An 18,480-nucleotide genomic window follows, 5' to 3' on the forward strand; every position below is an offset into this window, starting at 1 on the left:
CAATATGAAGAACTTCCTGATCGGCTTACTCATGAGCGCCGGCCTGCTGCTGGCAACGCAGGCGCAATCCGCAGCGGTGGACTTTGAAGACTTGCATGCGGACGGCGACCTGACCGCACTGACCAGCCAATACGCTGGCCTGAACTGGGGTGAGGACTGGTACTACGGCGACACCACGGTCGAAGGTTACGGCAACGCCGCGCATTCCGGCGCGTCCTACGTCACCAACGGCTACGGCGTGGACAACCTCGCGGTCAGCAGCGCCAGCGGCTTCAATTTTGCTGGCGCATGGTTCGCCGCGCCGAACACGAATGGCGCGGTGGCCAGCTGGATCAACATTACCGCCTATGATGCGGCTAACCACGTAATCGGCAGCACCGGCAATGTCAGCATCGGTTCAAGCTACCAATGGATTGCCGCAAACTTCAGCAACGTCGCACGACTCAACATCACCCGCGACGACGGCTGGTTCGTGATGGACGACTTTACGCTGGCAAGCGCGGTGCCGGAGCCTGGCAGTGTCCTGATGCTGCTGGCCGGATTGGCCGTGCTGGCGGTTACCGCGCGCAAGCGGCTGGCGGCGCGGCTGATGTTGCCGCTCGCTGCGGCCGGGCTGTTGATGGCGACTGGCGGCACGGCGCAGGCGCAAAGCTGCGGCACCGGCGCGGGCGCCACGGTGTGCCTTAGCGCCGCCGGTTCATCCGATAACATCAAGCTGACATGGACCGTCAGCGGCACGGTCACCGGCGTGCAAATCTACCGTGATACTGACAGCGACGCCAACGGCCGTACCCGCATCGCCATCCCAAGCGCTACAGCCACCACCTACACTGACACCACGCCGACGCTCGGCGTGCCTTATTGGTATTGGGTCAAATTCACCACCAGCTCGGGCAGCGGCAATTCCGGCTCCGCCACGGCGGTGCGCGTGGGCGTTATCCGCAGCCTGACCAGCGTACAGCTGTCGGCGCAGATGTCGCCAGGCTGGAATCTCGGGAACTCGCTGGAAGCCATCGGCGGCGAAACCGCGTGGGGCAATCCGCCAGCCAACCAGACCTTGTTCAACGCGGTGAAGGCGGCCGGCTTCAAGACCGTGCGCATTCCGCTGTCGTGGACCCAGTACGCCGATGCCAACTACAACATCAGCGCCAGCTGGATGGCGCGCGTGAAGGAAGTGGTGGACGCGGCCCGCAGCGCCGGTTTGTACGTCATCATCAATGTGCACTGGGACGGCGGCTGGCTGCAGCCAACCTACGCCGCGCAATCCGCTGCCAACGCGCGGCTGGCCAAGTTCTGGACGCAGATCGCTAACACCTTCAAATACTACGATGACTACCTGCTGTTCGCCGGGACCAATGAGGTGATGGTGACGGACGTGTACTCCGCGCCGACGGCGGAAAACATCGCCGTGCAAAACGGTTTCAATCAAGTGTTCGTGAACACCGTGCGCGGCACCGGCAGCAACAACGCCCAGCGCCACCTGGTGGTACAGGGCTACAACACCAACATCGACTACACCTACGCGACCAACACGGTGCCGTCCGACAGCGCGGCCAACCGCCTGATGATGGAGGTGCACTTCTACGATCCGTACAACTTCACGCTCAACACCAACAGCACGATCTGGCAGTGGGGTTCCATCGCTACGGATAGCACGGCTACGGAGACCTGGGCCAACGAATCCTACGTCGATGCCCAGTTCCAGAAAATGAAGACGCGCTTCATCGACAAAGGTGTGGCGGTGATCCTGGGTGAGTACGCTGCCAGCCTGCGCACCGAGTACGACTCGGCTGGCAAATACCGCCAGTACTGGGACCAGTACATCACCAAGTCAGCTTACCAGCGCGGTTTGGTGCCGGTGTACTGGGACAATGGCCCGACCACCAACCATCAATCGGGACTGTTCAACCGGTCCACCGGTGCACAGGCTTACCCGGCGGTGATCACGGCCATCGTCAACGCTGCCAAATAGTTCACCAGGCCAGCACGCGCGGCCCGATCAGCGCGCCGACCGCCGCAGGAATGAGCATGCCGAGCAAGTACCAGAAGCCGACAAAGACGATGCTCAGTTCCGGGCAGTGCAGGCAGTAGACGGCGGCGGCAGCCGCGCCGGCCGCAAATCCCGCCGCCGCGCCGGCGGTGCGCAGCCGTGTTGGGGTGCGCGAACGCATGATGGCCAGCATGGAGGCGAACAGCGGAATGGAGATCAGGGCGATCAGCACAGGGCAGTAGCGCCAGGTGCTGCCCCAGAACAGGGCCGCGCGCGTTTCGGGCGCGGCCTGTGACAAGACCACGGCGCTGGTCAGCCAGATTGCCAGCACTGGTGCGCCGAGGTAGAACGGCAGAGCGTTGGTGCGCGCGCCCGGTATCGACAGGCGCCGTACCGCGACCCAGCCGGCTGCGGCTAAGGCGAGGGAGAACACTAATTTGCTCCAGAACGCCGGCCAGGTCAGCTCTTCCAGCAGATTGGGGCGCACGCCCAGCAGCACCAGCAGCAGTGCGAAGCTGGCCAGCAGGCCGCCAGCCAGCAGAGGCAGGAAGCCGGTACGGCGCGATGGCGGCGTATCCGCACCGGCGGCCAGCATATCGATCAAATCATCAGTCTTCATTTCTCTTCTCGCATTAAGGCCGCCAATGTCTTCAGGCCGCGGTGGACCGATACCTTGACAGCCGCTTCCGACATGTCCAATAGCTGCGCCGCTTCGCGCATGGATAGGCCATCCAGCTTGGTGTGGACGATGGCCTCGCGCTGCTTTTCCGGCAGCGCGGCCAGCAGTGTCGCGACGTCGCGCCGTGCATCGCCGGCTTCCTGGTCGGCGCTGGAAAACAGCGCATCTTCATCATCGAGCGGCAGAAGCATGCTGTCCTGCCGTGCGTGCCGCCGCAGCCAGTCGATCAATTTATAGCGCGCGATGGCGTAAATCCACGCCGTCACCGGTAAGCCGGTGTCGTAACTCTGGCGCTGGTTGTGGATCGCCAGCAGCGATTCCTGTACCAGATCCTCCACCTGATCCGGCCACGCAACCAGGCGCCGTCGCAGGAAAGCACGCAAATACGGCGCGGTCGCCTTTAAAAAGCCGCGATATGCCGTCGCGTCGCCATCCAGCCCTTGCAAGAACAGGGCGTGCAGGCGCAACTCGGTATGGTGCAAGGGACTATGCTCAGTTATTCGTTCCATTGGCGTCGTTGGTAACAGCCTCTAAAAATTATTTTTGCATGACGCTGTAACTATTTTGTCCATCACAGCGAATTACCTGGCACTGTCTCTCCAAACAGGTGATGCGCAATGAAACCTTCTGATTCGCGGCTGAATGATATGCCGGCTGTGGCCAGCAAGTCAAAACTAGTCCATCCAGCATGGCTACGATGCATGCATTGGCTGAACGCCATTGCGGTGGTGATACTGGTCACCAGCGGCTGGCGCATTTACAACGCTACCGGCTTTCTGGGCTTCAGCATCCCGCGCAGCATTACGCTGGGCGGCTGGCTGGGCGGGGCCTTGCAATGGCACTTCGCGGCGATGTGGCTGCTGACGGCCAACGGCGCCTTGTATTTGCTGACTAACCTGCTGTCCGGACGTTTGCGCAGCCAGTTCTTCCCCATCTCGCCGAAACAGCTACTGCTCGACTTGAGCGCAGCGCTGAAGGGCAAGCTGTCGCACGCAGATCCGCGTCACTACAACAGTGTACAGCGTCTCGCCTACATCTTCGTGATGCTGGATTGCCTGCTGCTGGTGCTCTCCGGGCTGGTGCTGTGGAAGTCGGTGCAGTTTCCGCTGCTGCGTGAATGCCTGGGCGGCTACGAGGGCGCGCGATACATCCATTTCTATGCAATGTCCGCGCTATGCGCTTTCGTCGTCGTTCATGTGGTGATGGTGGCACTGGTGCCGCGTACCCTGTTGGCCATGCTGCGCGGTCATTAACCATCGGGACCTGCCATGAAACTAAAACGTGAGATTATCCTGCCGGGCGATGGTGACCTGATGCTGACGGATGCGATCAAACGCCTTGCCCAGCCGTCGCGCCGCGCCTTCCTGCAGCGCAGCCTGACGCTGGGCGGCCTGAGTCTCCTGACCGGGTGCGCCACGGATGACGCGGACAGCATCGAGCAAGCGCTGACGAGCATCTCGCGCTTGAATGACCGCGCCCAGGCTTGGCTGTTTGATCCCAACCGCCTGGCGCCGACTTACCCGGCCAGCTTGATCACGCGGCCGTTTCCGTTCAACGCCTATTACGAAGAAGATGAAGTGCGCGAGGTTGACGGCAGCGCGTGGCGGCTGGAGCTGAGCGGCTTGATCGCCGATCGCAAGCCGTGGACGCTGGAGCAGTTGCGCGCCATGCCGCAGCAGTCGCAGATCACGCGGCACATCTGCGTGGAAGGCTGGAGCGCCATCGGCCATTGGGGCGGTGTGCCGTTCGCGCAGTTCCTGCGCCGCGTGGGCGCGGACCTGAGCGCGAAGTACGTCGGCTTCAAATGCGCCGACGATTATTTTACCAGCATCGACATGGCGACCGCGCTGCATCCGCAAACGCTGATGGCGCTCACCTACGACGGCGAGACGCTGCCGCCGCGTTACGGTTACCCGATGAAGCTACGCATGCCGACTAAGCTCGGCTACAAGAATCCCAAGCACGTGCAAGCCATTTTTGTCACCAATACCTACTCTGGCGGCTACTGGGAAGACCAGGGGTATAACTGGTTCGGCGGCAGCTGAACTTTTTCTCTCTTAATTCTCTTAATTTACGAAGGAACCATCATGAAAAAAATCGCCATCGCACTGATCGCCGCATGCCTGTCCATGTCTGTCTACGCGCAGGACGGTATGAAGAAGGAGCCAGCCAAGGAAGACGCCATGCACAAGGACAAAATGGGCAAGGACAAGATGAAGAAGGACGGTATGAAGAAAGACGAAATGAAAAAGGACGAGATGAAGAAAGATGAAATGAAGAAGGACGACATGAAGAAATAGTCGTCCCTCTTCAAGCAAGCTACATTACAGCGACTTCAGGAACGCCAGCAGGGCCTCGCGGTCCGTCTTCGAGAGCGCCTCGAAGCGCTGGCGCGACTTGGCGGCTTCGCCATCGTGCCACATGATGGCTTCCGTCAGGTTGCGCGCGCGGCCGTCGTGCAGGTAGCCGACCTTGCTCGCATTACCCATCACTTTTTCCGTGTAGCCGATGCCCCACAGCGGTGCGGTACGCCACATGCTGCCCTTGGCCTGGCCTTCGGCGAATTTGTCGGCCAGCCCCGTGCCCATGTCGTGCAGGAGCAGGTCGGAATACGGACGGATGGTCTGGTTGCGCAGTTCCGCAAACAGGTGGCCGCTGCCGGTTTTCATTTCAGCCGTGTGGCAAGCCGCGCAGCGCATGCCGGTGAACACCTTGGCGCCCGCCGCCACCTTGGCCGGATCCACATTCAGCTCATCGATCGGCGCCACGCCTTTCGGGAAGCCGCTGGCCAGGCTGCGTTGCGCCGGCACCGCCACCAGCGCCAGATAGCGCGACAGCGATTGCAGGTCCGCTTCCGAGATGCCTTTCTGCGCTGCCGCCGCCGAACAACCGGCAGGATCGCTATTGCACGAACGGTTGCGGTACACCGGCGAGGTCACCGCCATGTCCTGCAGCAGCGCCGATGCGGCTTGCTGGCGCAGCGTGGCCTTGGATGCCTTCCAGCCGAAACGGCCCAGACGCACCGCGCCGCTCTCCGGATCGAACACATAGTTGGCCACGCCTTTCACGCCGTCGACATCGGGCGTGCTGGTCGCGCGCGACAGGATGTCGGTTTCCGCCACAGCTTCCAGCAGACCGGCGCCGATGATAGGCTGGGCCGCGCGCAGTGACACCGTATCCGGCACCGGACCTTCAAACGCCAGCACCGGCTTGCGCAGTTCCACCGCCGTGCCGTCGGCCAGTTTGCGCGACGCCGTCTCGAAGCCGGACACGCGCACACCAGTGCCCCAGTTCTGTGGCGCGCCGGTCGAGGACACGGCATTCATCTGCACCGTGGTGCCATATAGCGGATGCGGCAGCTGCTGGCCCGATGCGTTGGTCGTCGCCACCCGCACCGACATGGTATCCAGGCGCTGGTTCAGCGCAGTCGGCGCCACGCTGCGGCCGTTGTTCACGTGGCAGGCAAAGCACGACGACTGGTTGAAGTGAGCACCTTGCAGCCCGACGGCCGCATCGTAGCGGTCATTCCCCGGTTCGTTGTGCTCACCGGTGGTGAAGCTGGTGTGGAACAGGCGGCGGCCTTCGACAAAGCGCTGCATATTCTGCATGCCGATGTTGGTGTGCGGCTGCTGGAACATGAACTGCGCATTGTCCGAATAGTTGTAGCCCACCGAGCCGATACCGCCGGACAGCGTTTCAGCCGGCAGCGGCACGGAGTTCAGGCGCGGCTGCACGCCGTACCAAGGCTTCAGGCCCTGGCCGACCACATACACCCATTCATACGAGTAGTAGCGGATGCCGCCGTTGTCGCCCTTGGCCTGCATCGACTCGGTCGTCGTGAACATCGACGGCGACACTTCGATCACATCGCCCTGTACCAGCGGCCGCGCCTTGATGTCCTTGCCGGCGATCGGGAAGCCGCTGGCATCCAGCGCCGTCATGCCCGGATACTCCTTGATCTGCAAGGTGCACGCGCCGTTGATGCCGTTCGCGCTGGAAAGCTTGTTATTCGTGGGGTAGGCAACCGGTTTGCAGACCTTGACGCTATCGTCCACCAATTGGCCAGGCGCCATCCAGCCGTAGCCGGTCACGCCCGGCCGGTCGATGGCGCGGAAGAAGGCCACGCCGCCTTGCAGGAAGTCGACGGTGGTGTACTGGTTGACGATCAGCTGCGGCTTGGTGACGCCGGCCACCTTGCTGTTGTCGATGATCTCCATGCCCCAGGTGCGGTTCTTGAAGTACTGCGGCACGAAGGTCAGGTAATTGCCGGGGCCTTTGTCCACCGGCAGCCCGGTGACCGCATCCACGGTTTCATTCGGGCCGTAGCCGATTTCATTCCATTCCTCGCCGCGCTCGCGGCCATGACGCGCCAGCCCGCGCGCGCCGAAGCGCGTGACCAGCGTGCCGTCCGGCAGCGTGAATTGCAGCGATTCGATCGCATCGGAGGCAGGCAAGGGCGCCCAGCCCGCGCCGCTGGCCGGGAACTTGAACGCTGAAGTGGTCGACGAAGCCAGCGTGTTGTCGCTGCCCGGGGTCTTGAATTCAACCTCGAACAGCGAGTAGCCGTACTGCGATGCCCGCACCACGCCTTGCAGGCGGATGTAGCGCGCATTCACGCCGAGATTGAAGAATTCTTCCGTGCCGCCCTGGCCGTTGGCGACGTTGCGGATTTGTGTCCAGTTCTTGCCGTCGTCCGACACCAGCAGGTTGTACTGCTTGGCGTACGCGTTCTCCCACAACAGCTTCATGTAGCCGACCTGCGTTTTCACGCCGAAGTCGAACTGGATCCATGCGCCGTCGTCGAAGGCGCTGGCCCAGCGCGTGCCGGTTTTGCCGTCGATCGCGTTGGCGGCCGAGTTGCCCGGGTTTTCCAGCGGCGAGGAAGTCGCGGCCACCGGCTTGATGGCGACGCCAGGCTTGCTGGTATCGACCGGCACCGGATCCGGCGTGGTAGTCGGCGGCGGTTCGGTGGCGCCGGACGAGCCGCCGGAGTAGGCCTGGATTTCAAAAATCGAATAGCCGTAACCAGATGAGCGTTTCACGCCCTTCATGCGCAGGTAGCGGCCCTGTGCGCCCAAGCCGCTCCAGTCCTCGATGCCGCCGGTGCTGTTGTCCACCGTCTTGATGGTGGTCCAGGTAGCGTTATCATCGGAGACCTGCAAAAGATACTGCAGCGCGTGGGCGTTTTCCCATTCGATGTGGACGCGGTTGATCGGCTTGGAGACGCCGAAATCCAGCGTCAGATACTGGTCGTCGCTGAACAGGCTGCCCCAGCGCGTGGCCGGGTTGTGGTCGATGGCCGCAGCCGCCGACAAATCGCCGCGTTCGGAACCGCTGGACGTGGCCGCCACCGGCGTCAGCGCCACTTCCGGCTCGGAGACGGATGTGCCCGAGGCGACGCCGCTGGACAGCCGCATGGCGCTCGCCGACCGCTGCTCGGACGCCGTCGTGTTATCGCCGCCGCCGCCGCAAGCGGCGAGCAACAGGCTCAGGGCCAGCGGCAAGCCCGTCACGGTTAATTGGTGAAACCTTTCCAGTGATCGGGGTCGATCTGGACGATTCTTCATGCTATCTCCTTGGCTCGTGGCTGGATTGCCGCATGGCAACGACCGTGAAGATATATTGTGTTGTATTGCATGTCAAGCCAGTTTGCCAATCGTGCGCAAGTAACAATAATTATCATGAAGGCGCGCGATCAGGATCGCGCGCAACATGAAACTGGCTCAAACTGAAGGTCAGGCGCGTGGGCGCTGGCGGTGGAAGGTGAGGGGCGTATAAGCGACGTTCGACGGTGGCGGAGACTTCAAAATACCCGGCTTCATAGCGCCGACCACGTGCATTTCGCACGGTTTGCAGTCGAAACGCAGGGTGTAGGTTTCGTCGCCGCTGACCAGCGTCATCGGTTCTGCACGCACCTGGCCCTGTACGCCTTGCACGCCCTTGGCCTGTTTCGGGCACAGGTTGAACGAGAAGCGCAGGCAGTGCTTGGTAATCATCAGCGGCACTTCGCCCGGTTCTTCGTGCGCTTCGTACGCGGCGGCGATCAGTTGCACGCCGTGCTTGTGATAGAAGGCGCGGGCTTTCTCATTGTAGACGTTGGCCAGATAGCTCAACTGGGTGTCCGGGAACTGCGCCGGCGGTTCGGCCGGGGCCTTGCGTTGCGGGCGGTCCCAGGCGGCCAGGCGCATGGCTTCATGCGCCTCGATGGCATCGCGGCGCAGCGCATTAATGGCGGCCGACGGCACGAACCACGGCTTGGACAAGTTCAGCTCCACGCTGTCCGCCACAAACATGGTGGCGCCCAGCTTGGCCAGGCTGGCGCGCAGCGAGGCGTCCGCCTGTTCGGCCTGCTGTGCCGGCTGGTAGGCGATGGCGGCGTCGGTTTCGCTGGTGAGGCCGTCTTCGTCGCACAAGGACAGGCGCAGGCCGTCGTTATGCTCGCTCAGCGTCAGGTGCAGGCCGACCTTGCGTTCGGAGGACTTCTTGTTCAGCGCGCCTTCCCATTGATGATCGCGGTTGCGCATGATGGTCATGCCGACCTTCAGGCCTGGCAGGGCACTGATGGTTTCGTTCGGGAATACGCGCCATTGCTGGCCTTCTTCATCCTCGCCCAGTTTTTTCACCGTGTTGGCCTGGATGCCGAAGGTCTCGCGCTTGTGCAGGTAGTTCAGGCCGTCGCCGTTGGCCATCGATGCGTTGGTGTGCAGGTCGATGTGATCGGTGGCGATGCGGGTGACCTGGCCCAGCTCCACGCCCACGTATTTCGGGCTGTCGAAGGCGCCGATGTCGTCCAGGCGGCCGTTAGCGAAGTAATCGGTGTGGCCGCGGTGGAAAGTCTTGTCCACGTCCGGCGTGAACAAGATGCTGGTGCGGCCGCTGGCGGCGCGCGAGAATTCCGTGCGGCGTTCCATGATCTCGTCCAGCAGCAGGCGGTAGTGGGCCGTGATGTTTTTCACGTAGCCCATGTCCTTGTAGCGGCCTTCGATTTTGAACGAGCGGATGCCGGCGTCGACCAGTGCTTCCAGGTTGGCGCTCTGGTCGTTGTCCTTCATCGACAGCAGGTGTTTTTCATACGCCACCACGCCGCCCTTGCTGTCGCTCAGGGTGTACGGCAGGCGGCAGGCTTGCGAGCAGTCGCCGCGATTGGCGCTGCGGCCGGTGTCGGCGTGCGAGATGTAGCACTGGCCCGAATACGCCACGCACAGCGCGCCGTGGATGAAATATTCCAGCGGCGTGTCGACTTCGGCGCGGATTTTCTTGATCTGCTCGATGGTCAGCTCGCGCGCCAGCACCAGCTGCGAGAAGCCGACATTGCCCAGGAACTTGGCCTTTTCCACCGTGCGGATGTCGCACTGGGTGCTGGCGTGCAGCTGGATCGGCGGCAGGTCCATTTCGAGCAAGCCCATGTCCTGAATGATCAACGCATCGACGCCGGCCTCATACAACTGCCAGATCTGCTTGCGCGCGGCTTCCAGCTCGGCGTCGTGCAGGATGGTGTTGATGGTGACGAAAATGCGCGAGCGGTAGCGGTGCGCGAACTCCACCAGGCTGGAGATTTCCTCGATCGTATTGCTGGCGTTGTGACGCGCGCCGAAGGCCGGGCCGCCGATGTAGACGGCGTCGGCGCCGTGCAGAATGGCTTCGCGGCCGATTTCGGCGGTTTTGGCGGGCGACAGCAGTTCAAGCTGGTGGGCTAGCAGGGACATGGCCTTGATTCCTTACGTATGAAGGCGGGAATTATAGCAAAATCAAGGCCTTAAGTCACTTGGCGCAATGCTGGCGGGCGCGGTGGCGGCGGCTGGCCTCGGCAGAGCAAGCGCGGCGGTTGTTGTATTTACTCCATATCAATCAGCAATCTTGATAAAACATTTAAATTCCTTCCGGACGGAGGGAGCTAGGTGGCTATAATTTTCCCATCATAACGGCGCGGCACTGCATTCGCGACTGTCCATGACAATGTGCCGCCCCCGGTGATATGGCGGTGAAGAGTAGGCAACCGCGAGGGCTTTATGGCCAGAACCGCCAGCTATTCTTTGGGACTCTTTGTTGCAACCGTATTGGCCGCCGCACCGGCGCGGGCCAAAGTGGCGGAAGCGGACACCATTGCCGACATGTCGCTTGAGCAGCTGAGCGATGTGATCGTGACCTCGGTATCGCGCCAGCAGGAAAGGCTCAGCAGCACCGCCGCATCGGTGTTCATCATCAGCGCCGGCGACATCCGGCGCAGCGGCGCGCAATCGCTGCCCGAGGCGCTGCGGCTGGCGCCCAATCTGCAGGTGGCGCAGGTCGATGCGCGCAACTGGGCCGTCACGGCACGCGGCTTCAACAGCCCATTCGCCAATAAACTGCTGGTACTGATCGACGGCCGCAGCGTCTACACCCCCTTATTTTCCGGCGTGTTCTGGGATGCGCAGGACGTGGTGCTGGAAGACGTCGAGCGCATCGAGGTGATCAGCGGTCCCGGCGCCACCATCTGGGGCGCCAACGCGGTCAACGGCGTCATCAATGTCATTACCCGCTCGTCGGCCGACACCCAGGGCGGTCAGTTCAGCTATGCCGGCGCCAGCCGCGACCAGAACGGCGCGGCGCGCTACGGCGGCCAGTTGGCCAACGGCGGCAGCTATCGCGTGTACGGCAAGTACCAGCAAATGGACGACACCGTCACCGCCAGCGGGCTCAATACCCGCACCGGCATGCATCGCTCCCAAGCCGGGTTCCGCGCCGACTGGAATTTGCAGGACGACAGCCTGAGCGTGTTTGGCGATGGCTACCAGGGTCAGCTCGGGCAGTTTAATGTCTTGCCGGTGCATATCTCCGGCGTCAATCTGCAGGGCCGCTACCTGCGCAAGCTCGGGCCCGACGCCAATCTGCGCCTGCAGATCATCCTCGACCATACCGAGCGCAACCAGCCAGGTCAGTTTGCCGAGCGCTTGTCCACGCTGGACCTGGAAGCCCAGCACGACCTGCGCCTCAACGCGCGCAACGTGCTGACCTGGGGCGGCGGCTATCGCCACAGCCGCGACAGCGTGAATAGTTTGACTGGCGTGGCTTTCCTGCCTGGCGACCTGAATCTGCGCTGGGCCAATCTGTTTGCCCAGAATGAATACGCGGTCACGCCGGATCTCAAGCTCACCGCCGGCGCCAAGGTCGAGCACAATGACTACACCGGCGCCGAGTATCTGCCCAGCCTGCGCCTGGCATGGACGCCGGATCCCAGCCAGCTGCTGTGGAGCAGCCTGGCGCGCACGGTGCGGGCGCCATCGCGCTTCGATCGCGACCTGCATTCGCCGGGTGCGCCGGTGCCGGTCGGTGGCCGGCGCGTGTATGTGGTCGGCGCCAGTCCCGACTTCGAATCCGAGGTGGCGCGGGTGCTGGAACTGGGCTATCGCGCCCAGCCGATCGCGTCCCTGTCGTGGTCGGCCACGGCGTATTACAGCCGCTACCAACAGCTGCGCACGCTGGAACCGCAGCCCGGCACCGCGCAGGCGCTGTACGCGTTCGACAACGGGGCCGAGGGCAGCAGCCGTGGCATCGAGCTGTGGGGACGCTGGCTGGCGACCCCGGCATGGCGGCTCGATGCAGGCCTGGTGGCGCAGCGCGTGCAACAGCACCTGCTGCCCGGCAGCCGCGACGCCACCGCCATCTTCGGCCTGCTGACCAATGATCCCAGCCGGCACTGGCTGCTGCGCACCTCGCACGATCTGAGCGACCGCAGCACGCTGGAGCTGACGCTGCGCTACGTCAGCGCGTTGCCGCATCCGGTCGTGCCCGCATATTACGAACTGGATGGCCAGTGGATGTGGCAGCCGCACCCCAACCTCGACGTGGCGCTGATCGGGCGCAATCTGCTGCACCGTTCACATCCCGAATTTGGCGCAGCGCCGAACCGCAGCGTGATTGAACGCGGCGCGTTGCTGAAACTGACCTTGCGATTCTAGACGTGGCGGCCAGCATCAGATTGGCAGGGATACGGCAGCGCTTCACGGCGGCGGCGCTGGGCTGCGCGCTGCTGGCCGGGCCGGCGGCGGGCGAGGCCGATGTGGGCGCGGTGGAGGCCCAGGTCAAGGCGGCGTATATCTATCGCTTTGCCGAGCATGTCGAGTGGCCGCCGGAGGCGTTCACCAGCACCAGCGCGCCGCTGACGATCGCGGTGATGGAGGCGGACCAGGTGGCCACCGAACTGAACCAGTTGCGCCAGACGCGCCAGATCAAGGGCCGTGCGGTCAGCGTGCGCACGCTGCGCGCCGGCGAGGCGGCCGCTGGCGCCCAGGTGCTGTACATCGGCGCGCTCGATGGCGGGCGCCTGAAGCGGATGCTCGAAGCCGTGCCCAGCCCCGGCGTGCTGTCCATCACGGATGGCGCCGGCACGCTGGCGGCCGGCAGCGCCATCAGTTTTGTGCAGATCGACAACCGGATCCGCTTTGACGTATCGGTGGTGCATGCCGAGCGCAACGGTTTGAAGATCAGTGCCAGACTGCTGGCCGTGGCACATAAAATAGAGGGAGACAAGCCATGAAGCTGCAGATACGCTCAGTGCGCCATAAGCTGCTGTTGCTGGTGCTGGCGACCAATCTGTGCGCTCTGGCGCTGGCCGGGGTCAGCCTGCTGTATCACGACCTCGGCGAGAATCGCGACACCACGGTGCGCGAGCTGACCTCGATTGCCGCCATCCTTGGCCAGGGCAGCGTGCTGGCCATCGAGTTTGACGACGCCAAGGTGGCCAACGAAAACCTGGCGCTGCTGCGCGCCAACGCCAACATCCTGACGGCAGCCATCTACACCGCGCGCGGCCAGCTGTTTGCCAGCTACCGGCGTGATGCGGACGCGCCAGCCGCGCCGGCGTCGCTGGCCCCCGGCGACGGCGCCAGCTTCGGCACCGGCGACCTCACTGTGTTCCGCCGCATCGTCGACGCCGAGGGCGTGCGCGGCACCGTCTATCTGCGCGAGCGCTACGACCTGGGCGCCTGGCTGCGCGGTTACCTGGGCATCCTGGCGGCGGTGCTGCTGGCCAGCCTGTTGCTGGGGCTGGGCCTGTCCTCGCTGCTGCAGCGCTGGATCTCGGGGCCGATCACCCGTGTCAGCGAGGTGGCCCGCCAGATCGTGCGCGAGCGTAACTACCGGCTGCGCGCACCGAAAGACAGCGAGGATGAAGTGGGCCAGCTGGCCGACGACTTCAACGGCATGCTGCAAACGCTGGAGCACGAAATCACCGAGCGCGTCGCCGCCGAAACCGAGGTACGCGCGCTGAACGCGGGCCTGGAAGCGCGGGTGGCGGCGCGCACCGGCGAGCTGCAGGTGGCCAACGCCGCGCTGGAGGCGCGCACCGAGGAGGCCGAGGCCGCCAACCGCGCCAAGGCCGAGTTCCTGGCCAATATGAGCCACGAAATCCGCACGCCGATGAACGGCATCCTCGGCCTGGCCTATCTGCTCGAACAGCGCCAGCTGGACGGCGACGCGGCCGACCTGGTGCGCAAGATCCGCAACGCCGGCCGCTCGCTGCAGGCCATCATCAACGACATCCTGGACTTGTCCAAGATCGAGGCCGGGCGGCTGGACATTGAACGGGTGCCGTTCAACCTGTCGGACGTGCTCGACAACCTGGCCAGCATCATGGCGGCCAGCGCCGGCGACAAGGACCTCGAGCTGACCATCGCACCGTCGCCGCGCGTGGGCCAGCTGGTCGGCGACGCCCTGCGTCTTGAGCAGGTGCTGATCAACCTGACCGGCAACGCCATCAAGTTCACCACGCGCGGTGCGGTCGGTATCGGCCTGTCCGTGCTGGAGCAGAGCGACAACCATGCCGTGCTGCGTTTTGCCGTCACCGATACCGGCATCGGCATCCCTGAGGACAAGCAGCAGCATATTTTCTCGGCGTTCAGCCAGGCCGATAGCTCGACCACGCGGCGCTTCGGCGGTTCCGGCCTGGGCCTGACCATTTGCCGCTACCTGGTCGAGCACATGGGCGGCCAGATCGGTGTCAACAGCGTGCCGGGGCGCGGCAGCGAATTCTGGTTCACCATCCCGTTCGACTGCGTGGCGGCCGGCCAGGTCGAACCGGCGGCGCTGACCAATCTCGACGTGCTGGTGGTCGACGACAGCGATCTCGCGCGCGAGAATATTGCGCTGATGGCGCGCGGGCTGGGCTGGCGCGCCAGCCAGGCCGTGTCCGGGGAACAGGCGGTCGCCTGCCTGCGCGATCGGCATCATGCGGGCAGCCATTTCGATGCTTTGCTGCTGGACTGGCAGATGCCGGGCATGGATGGCATGGAACTGGCGCAGGTCATCCGCCAGGCCTATCCCGCCGAGCAGCAACCGATGCTGATGATGGTGACTGCCTACGCCCGCGACGAATTGCTGCGCCATCCGGAGATCGAGCTGGTGGACGGCGTGCTGACCAAACCGGTCACCAGTTCCTGCCTGTACAACGCGCTGGCGCGGGCGCAGCAGCGGCGCGGCGGTGAGCTTGAAAGTGTGCCGGAACGTGCCGCCAGCGCGCGCGTGGCCGGGGTGCGCTTGCTGGTTACCGATGACAGCGATATCAACCGCGAGGTCGCCATGCGCATCCTCACCGCCGAGGGCGCCACCGTCAGCCTGGCCAGCAATGGCCGCGAGGCGGTTGACTGGCTGGTGCAGAATCCGGACGCGGTGGATATCGTGCTGATGGATGTGCAAATGCCGGTGCTGGACGGCTACGAGGCCACTCGATTGCTGCGCCAGATGCCGGCCTTCGCCGACCTGCCCATCGTGGCGCTGACGGCAGGTGCCTTCAAGAGCCAGCAGGATGAGGCGCGCGAAGCCGGCATGGATGCGTTTGTCGCCAAGCCGTTCAACGTTGACGAGTTGTTGGAGGTGGTACGGCGGCTGGCGCGCGTCGGCCCGGCGCCGCGCCAGGCGGCCGAGGCGCCCGCCAGCGTCGAAGCACCTGCGGCGGCTGTGCCCGACACGCTGCCTGGCGTCGATCTGGCGCGTGCGCTGAAGGTGTGGAAGGAGCCGCAGCGCTACAGCGCCATCCTCGACCGCTTTACCGCCGACTTCGGCGACATCGGCGACCGCCTGGCTGCGGAACTGGCGGCGCACGGACCGGCCGGCCTGGACGCCATCAGCCACCAATTAAAAGGCGTGGCGGGCAATCTGGCCATGCCGGAAGTGACCCGGCTGGCCGGCGCGCTGCAACTGGTCACGGTTCAGGGCGGCGACGCGGCCGGCTTGATCGATGACTTGCGCGCCGCGCTGGCCACGGTGCAGGCATCGGCCGCGACCCTGGCCGCCCAATCGGCCGGGAAGGGCGCGCCGCCGGTACCGGCCTCACTGGCGGCGCAACCGGCGCAGGCCCTGCTGGACGAATTGCTGGCCTGCCTGGACCAGGATAATCCCGATGCGGCCACCGCGCTGCTGGCCGCGCTGGCGGCCCGGCTGCCGGCCGGCGCCCTGGACGCCGTACGGGCGCGCCTGGACGGCTTCGACTTCCGCGGCGCTGAAGCAGAAGTGCGCGCGCTGATGGACACCCTGCGCGAACAACCAACAGGTGCGCGATGACAGCCCCGATCCTGATCATCGACGACGAGCCGGGCAACCTGGCCACGCTGCGCGCCATCCTGGCGCCGGACCATGCGCTGGCGTTCGCACGCAACGGCGCCGAAGGCCTGGCCGCCGCGCGCAAGCATCAGCCGGCGCTGATCCTGCTGGACGTGCAGATGCCGGACATGGACGGCTACGCCGTCTGCCGCCAGCTCAAGGCGCAGCCGGAGACCAGCGACATCCCGGTCATTTTCGTCTCGGCCATGAGCGAGGTGGGCGACGAGGCTGCCGGTTTTGCCTGCGGCGGGGTGGACTACATCGTCAAGCCGGTGTCGCCGGAGCTGGTGCGCGCGCGCGTGCGCACCCACCTGTCGCTGGTGCATGCCAACCGGCTGGCCCATTATGTGCAAGAGCTGGAAGCGCAGCAGCTGAAGATCGCCCGCCTGAGCCGCATCAAGAGTGTCCTCAGCGGCATCAACGCGGCCATCATCCGCATCCGTGACCGGGCCGCCCTGTACGACGAGGCGTGCCGCATCGCCGCCGAGGCGGGCGGCTTCGACACCGTCTGGATCGCCCTGCGCGACGGCCGCAGCTTGCGCGCCGCCGCCTGGCGCGGCACCGATGCTGACCGGCTGGAGCAACTGCTGGCGGCGACGACGCTGGAAGCGGACGACGAGCTCAGCGCCCCGCGCCGCGCGCTGGCGCACGGGCAAGCCGCCTGCTGCAACGACCTGAGCGCCGCCGGCCAAAGCGGCGCCGCCTGCGCCGATGCGCGCGCACATGGCTTCCTGTCGCTGATCGCGCTGCCGCTGATGCTGGGAACTGGGGCGGCCGGGGTGATGGTGCTGTACGCGCGCGACGCCGGCTATTTCGACGCCGAGGAACGGGCGCTGCTGGAAGACCTGGCCGCCGACATCTCGTTTGCGATGGAGTACATCGCGCAGGAAGAGCGGGTCAACTACCTGTCCTACTACGACGCGGCCACCGGCCTGCCCAACCACGCGCTGTTCTACGACCGCCTCGGCCAGATCATCCAGTCCTGCAAGCACGACGGCACCCATGCGTTTGTCTTCATGATCGATCTGGACCGCTTCAAGCGTCTCAACGATGCGCTGGGCTCGCGCGCCGGCGATCAGGTGTTGCGCATCGTCGGGCAACGGTTGGTCGCAGGCCTCGACCGGCCGTGCACGGTGGCGCGGCTGGCCAATGACGTGTACGTGATCGCCGGAACCTGCGGCGCCAGCGAGAACCTGCTGCCGCTGATGGAACACGCGGCGGCGCTGGTCGCCCCGGTGATTGTGCTGAACGGCCGCGAGATCCACCTGACGGTGCATGGCGGCATCGCCAGCTACCCGCGCGACGGCGCCGACGCCGACGCAGTATTGCGCCATGCCGAGGCCGCGCTGCGCCAGGCCAAGAGCGGCGGCGAGCGGCTGTCGTTTTATTCGCCCGAGCAGAATGCGGCGATGGTCGCCCAGCTGGAACTGGAAAGCCAGCTGCGGCGCGCCTGCGAGGAACAGCAGTTCGTGCTGTACTACCAGCCCAAGATCGACCTGCGCAGCGGCCGCATTGCCGGCGCCGAGGCGCTGATCCGCTGGATCCATCCGGAACGCGGCATGGTGTCGCCGGCGCAATTCATCCCGTCGGCCGAAGAGAACGGCTTGATCCTGGCGATCGGCGCGTGGGTGATTGCCAGCGTGTGCGCCCAGCAGGCCGCCTGGCGGGCCGACGGCGTGCCGCTGGTGCCGGTGGCGCTGAACTTGTCGTCGCTGCAGTTCGGCCAAGGCGATCTTGCTGAGCAGGTGGCCAGCCAGCTGGGCGCCCACGGGCTGGGCAGCGAGCTGGTCGAGCTTGAGCTGACGGAATCGCTGGTGATGCACGACCCGGCCGGCGCCGAGCAAACCATGCACCAGCTGCGAGCGCTGGGCTTGCACCTGTCACTGGACGATTTCGGCACCGGCTATTCTTCGCTGGCGCACCTGAAGCGTTTTCCCTTCAACAGCGTCAAGATTGACCGTGCCTTCGTCACCGACATCACCACCAACCCGGACGACGCCGCTATCGCCTCGGCCATCATCGCCATGTCGCACCACCTGCGCATGCTGGTGATTGCCGAAGGGGTGGAAACGGCGGAGCAACTGGAATTGTTGCGTAGCAAGGGATGCGACCTGATGCAGGGTTATTACTTCAGCCCACCGGTGCCGGCGCCGGCCTTTGCCGCCATGCTGGTCGCCGGCAAGGGCATCCCGTAGCACGATGGTGATAATTGATGACAATTGCTTCCGCCTGTAAC

The 18,480-nt window shown here is 64.6% G+C and carries 12 protein-coding genes; 8 read left to right on the plus strand and 4 right to left on the minus strand.

Features of this window, described 5'->3' with window-relative positions; translation table 11 throughout:
* Positions 1-4: 4 nt before the first annotated feature.
* The gene (locus BMZ70_RS05295) at positions 5-1,972 is read left to right on the plus strand and encodes a cellulase family glycosylhydrolase (RefSeq protein ID WP_130300902.1); all 1,968 of its coding nucleotides are present in this window, start codon (positions 5-7) and stop codon (positions 1,970-1,972) included.
* 1 nt (position 1,973) lies between these two features.
* On the opposite strand, the gene BMZ70_RS05300 is transcribed toward BMZ70_RS05295, so the two are convergent.
* Both BMZ70_RS05300 and BMZ70_RS05305 read right to left on the minus strand, forming a co-directional pair.
* Positions 1,974-2,609: an NrsF family protein gene (locus tag BMZ70_RS05300; protein WP_092270884.1), complete on the minus strand. Its 636-nt coding sequence runs from the start codon at positions 2,607-2,609 to the stop codon at positions 1,974-1,976.
* Complete coding sequence (locus tag BMZ70_RS05305) at positions 2,606-3,178, minus strand: sigma-70 family RNA polymerase sigma factor (protein ID WP_092270887.1); 573 nt, start codon at positions 3,176-3,178, stop codon at positions 2,606-2,608. Before BMZ70_RS05305 ends, BMZ70_RS05300 begins: the two co-directional genes overlap by 4 nt.
* A gap of 138 nt (positions 3,179-3,316) precedes the next feature.
* On the opposite strand from BMZ70_RS05305, the gene BMZ70_RS05310 reads away from it, so the two are divergent.
* From BMZ70_RS05310 to BMZ70_RS05320, 3 genes are read left to right on the plus strand one after another with little or no spacing between them, the layout of a single operon-like run.
* The gene (locus BMZ70_RS05310; RefSeq protein ID WP_092270890.1) at positions 3,317-3,922 is read left to right on the plus strand and encodes a cytochrome b/b6 domain-containing protein; all 606 of its coding nucleotides are present in this window, start codon (positions 3,317-3,319) and stop codon (positions 3,920-3,922) included.
* A 15-nt stretch (positions 3,923-3,937) separates the two neighbouring features.
* On the plus strand, positions 3,938-4,714 hold the full coding sequence (locus BMZ70_RS05315) for a molybdopterin-dependent oxidoreductase (protein ID WP_092270893.1): 777 nt from the start codon (positions 3,938-3,940) through the stop codon (positions 4,712-4,714).
* 42 nt (positions 4,715-4,756) lie between these two features.
* Positions 4,757-4,969, plus strand: a complete 213-nt coding sequence (locus tag BMZ70_RS05320) for a pentapeptide MXKDX repeat protein (RefSeq protein ID WP_092270896.1) — start codon at positions 4,757-4,759, stop codon at positions 4,967-4,969.
* Between the two features lie 24 nt (positions 4,970-4,993).
* On the opposite strand, the gene BMZ70_RS05325 is transcribed toward BMZ70_RS05320, so the two are convergent.
* Together BMZ70_RS05325 and BMZ70_RS05330 are read right to left on the minus strand one after the other, a co-directional pair.
* Positions 4,994-8,236, minus strand: a complete 3,243-nt coding sequence (locus BMZ70_RS05325) for a di-heme oxidoredictase family protein (RefSeq protein ID WP_092270899.1) — start codon at positions 8,234-8,236, stop codon at positions 4,994-4,996.
* Positions 8,237-8,404: 168 nt separating this feature from the next.
* Positions 8,405-10,375, minus strand: coding sequence for a peptidase U32 family protein (locus BMZ70_RS05330; protein ID WP_092270902.1), 1,971 nt, complete (start codon positions 10,373-10,375; stop codon positions 8,405-8,407).
* A 303-nt stretch (positions 10,376-10,678) separates the two neighbouring features.
* Here BMZ70_RS05330 and BMZ70_RS05335 point away from each other — a divergent pair, with 303 nt between their 5' ends.
* The 4 genes from BMZ70_RS05335 to BMZ70_RS05350 are packed head-to-tail and all read left to right on the plus strand — an operon-like array spanning position 10,679 to position 18,439.
* Complete coding sequence (locus BMZ70_RS05335; protein WP_092270905.1) at positions 10,679-12,607, plus strand: TOL_0244 family TonB-dependent receptor; 1,929 nt, start codon at positions 10,679-10,681, stop codon at positions 12,605-12,607.
* Between the two features lie 2 nt (positions 12,608-12,609).
* Positions 12,610-13,185, plus strand: a complete 576-nt coding sequence (locus BMZ70_RS05340) for a TOL_0243 family YfiR-like periplasmic protein (protein ID WP_165403525.1) — start codon at positions 12,610-12,612, stop codon at positions 13,183-13,185.
* Positions 13,182-16,205 (plus strand): sensor histidine kinase, YfiR-like protein-associated, encoded by a 3,024-nt coding sequence (locus tag BMZ70_RS05345; RefSeq protein ID WP_092270911.1) that lies wholly within the window; start codon positions 13,182-13,184, stop codon positions 16,203-16,205. The genes BMZ70_RS05340 and BMZ70_RS05345 overlap by 4 nt, the downstream gene beginning before the upstream one ends.
* On the plus strand, positions 16,202-18,439 hold the full coding sequence (locus tag BMZ70_RS05350) for a two-component system response regulator (RefSeq protein WP_092270914.1): 2,238 nt from the start codon (positions 16,202-16,204) through the stop codon (positions 18,437-18,439). The genes BMZ70_RS05345 and BMZ70_RS05350 overlap by 4 nt, the downstream gene beginning before the upstream one ends.
* The last annotated feature ends 41 nt before the right edge of the window (positions 18,440-18,480 follow it).

It is taken from the genome of Duganella sp. CF402 (genome assembly GCF_900109645.1).
In the GTDB taxonomy this organism is placed as follows: Bacteria; Pseudomonadota; Gammaproteobacteria; order Burkholderiales; family Burkholderiaceae_D; genus Rugamonas.

What these genes read in the sequence shown, in the direction of transcription:
- BMZ70_RS05305 (WP_092270887.1), bottom strand. Translation starts at nt 3,178, where the DNA reads ATGGAACGAATAACTGAGCATAGTCCCTTGCACCATACCGAGTTGCGC.
- BMZ70_RS05335 (WP_092270905.1), top strand. Translation starts at nt 10,679, where the DNA reads ATGGCCAGAACCGCCAGCTATTCTTTGGGACTCTTTGTTGCAACCGTA.
- BMZ70_RS05315 (WP_092270893.1), top strand. Translation starts at nt 3,938, where the DNA reads ATGAAACTAAAACGTGAGATTATCCTGCCGGGCGATGGTGACCTGATG.
- BMZ70_RS05325 (WP_092270899.1), bottom strand. Translation starts at nt 8,236, where the DNA reads ATGAAGAATCGTCCAGATCGACCCCGATCACTGGAAAGGTTTCACCAA.
- BMZ70_RS05330 (WP_092270902.1), bottom strand. Translation starts at nt 10,375, where the DNA reads ATGTCCCTGCTAGCCCACCAGCTTGAACTGCTGTCGCCCGCCAAAACC.
- BMZ70_RS05350 (WP_092270914.1), top strand. Translation starts at nt 16,202, where the DNA reads ATGACAGCCCCGATCCTGATCATCGACGACGAGCCGGGCAACCTGGCC.
- BMZ70_RS05320 (WP_092270896.1), top strand. Translation starts at nt 4,757, where the DNA reads ATGAAAAAAATCGCCATCGCACTGATCGCCGCATGCCTGTCCATGTCT.
- BMZ70_RS05345 (WP_092270911.1), top strand. Translation starts at nt 13,182, where the DNA reads ATGAAGCTGCAGATACGCTCAGTGCGCCATAAGCTGCTGTTGCTGGTG.
- BMZ70_RS05310 (WP_092270890.1), top strand. Translation starts at nt 3,317, where the DNA reads ATGCCGGCTGTGGCCAGCAAGTCAAAACTAGTCCATCCAGCATGGCTA.
- BMZ70_RS05300 (WP_092270884.1), bottom strand. Translation starts at nt 2,609, where the DNA reads ATGAAGACTGATGATTTGATCGATATGCTGGCCGCCGGTGCGGATACG.
- BMZ70_RS05295 (WP_130300902.1), top strand. Translation starts at nt 5, where the DNA reads ATGAAGAACTTCCTGATCGGCTTACTCATGAGCGCCGGCCTGCTGCTG.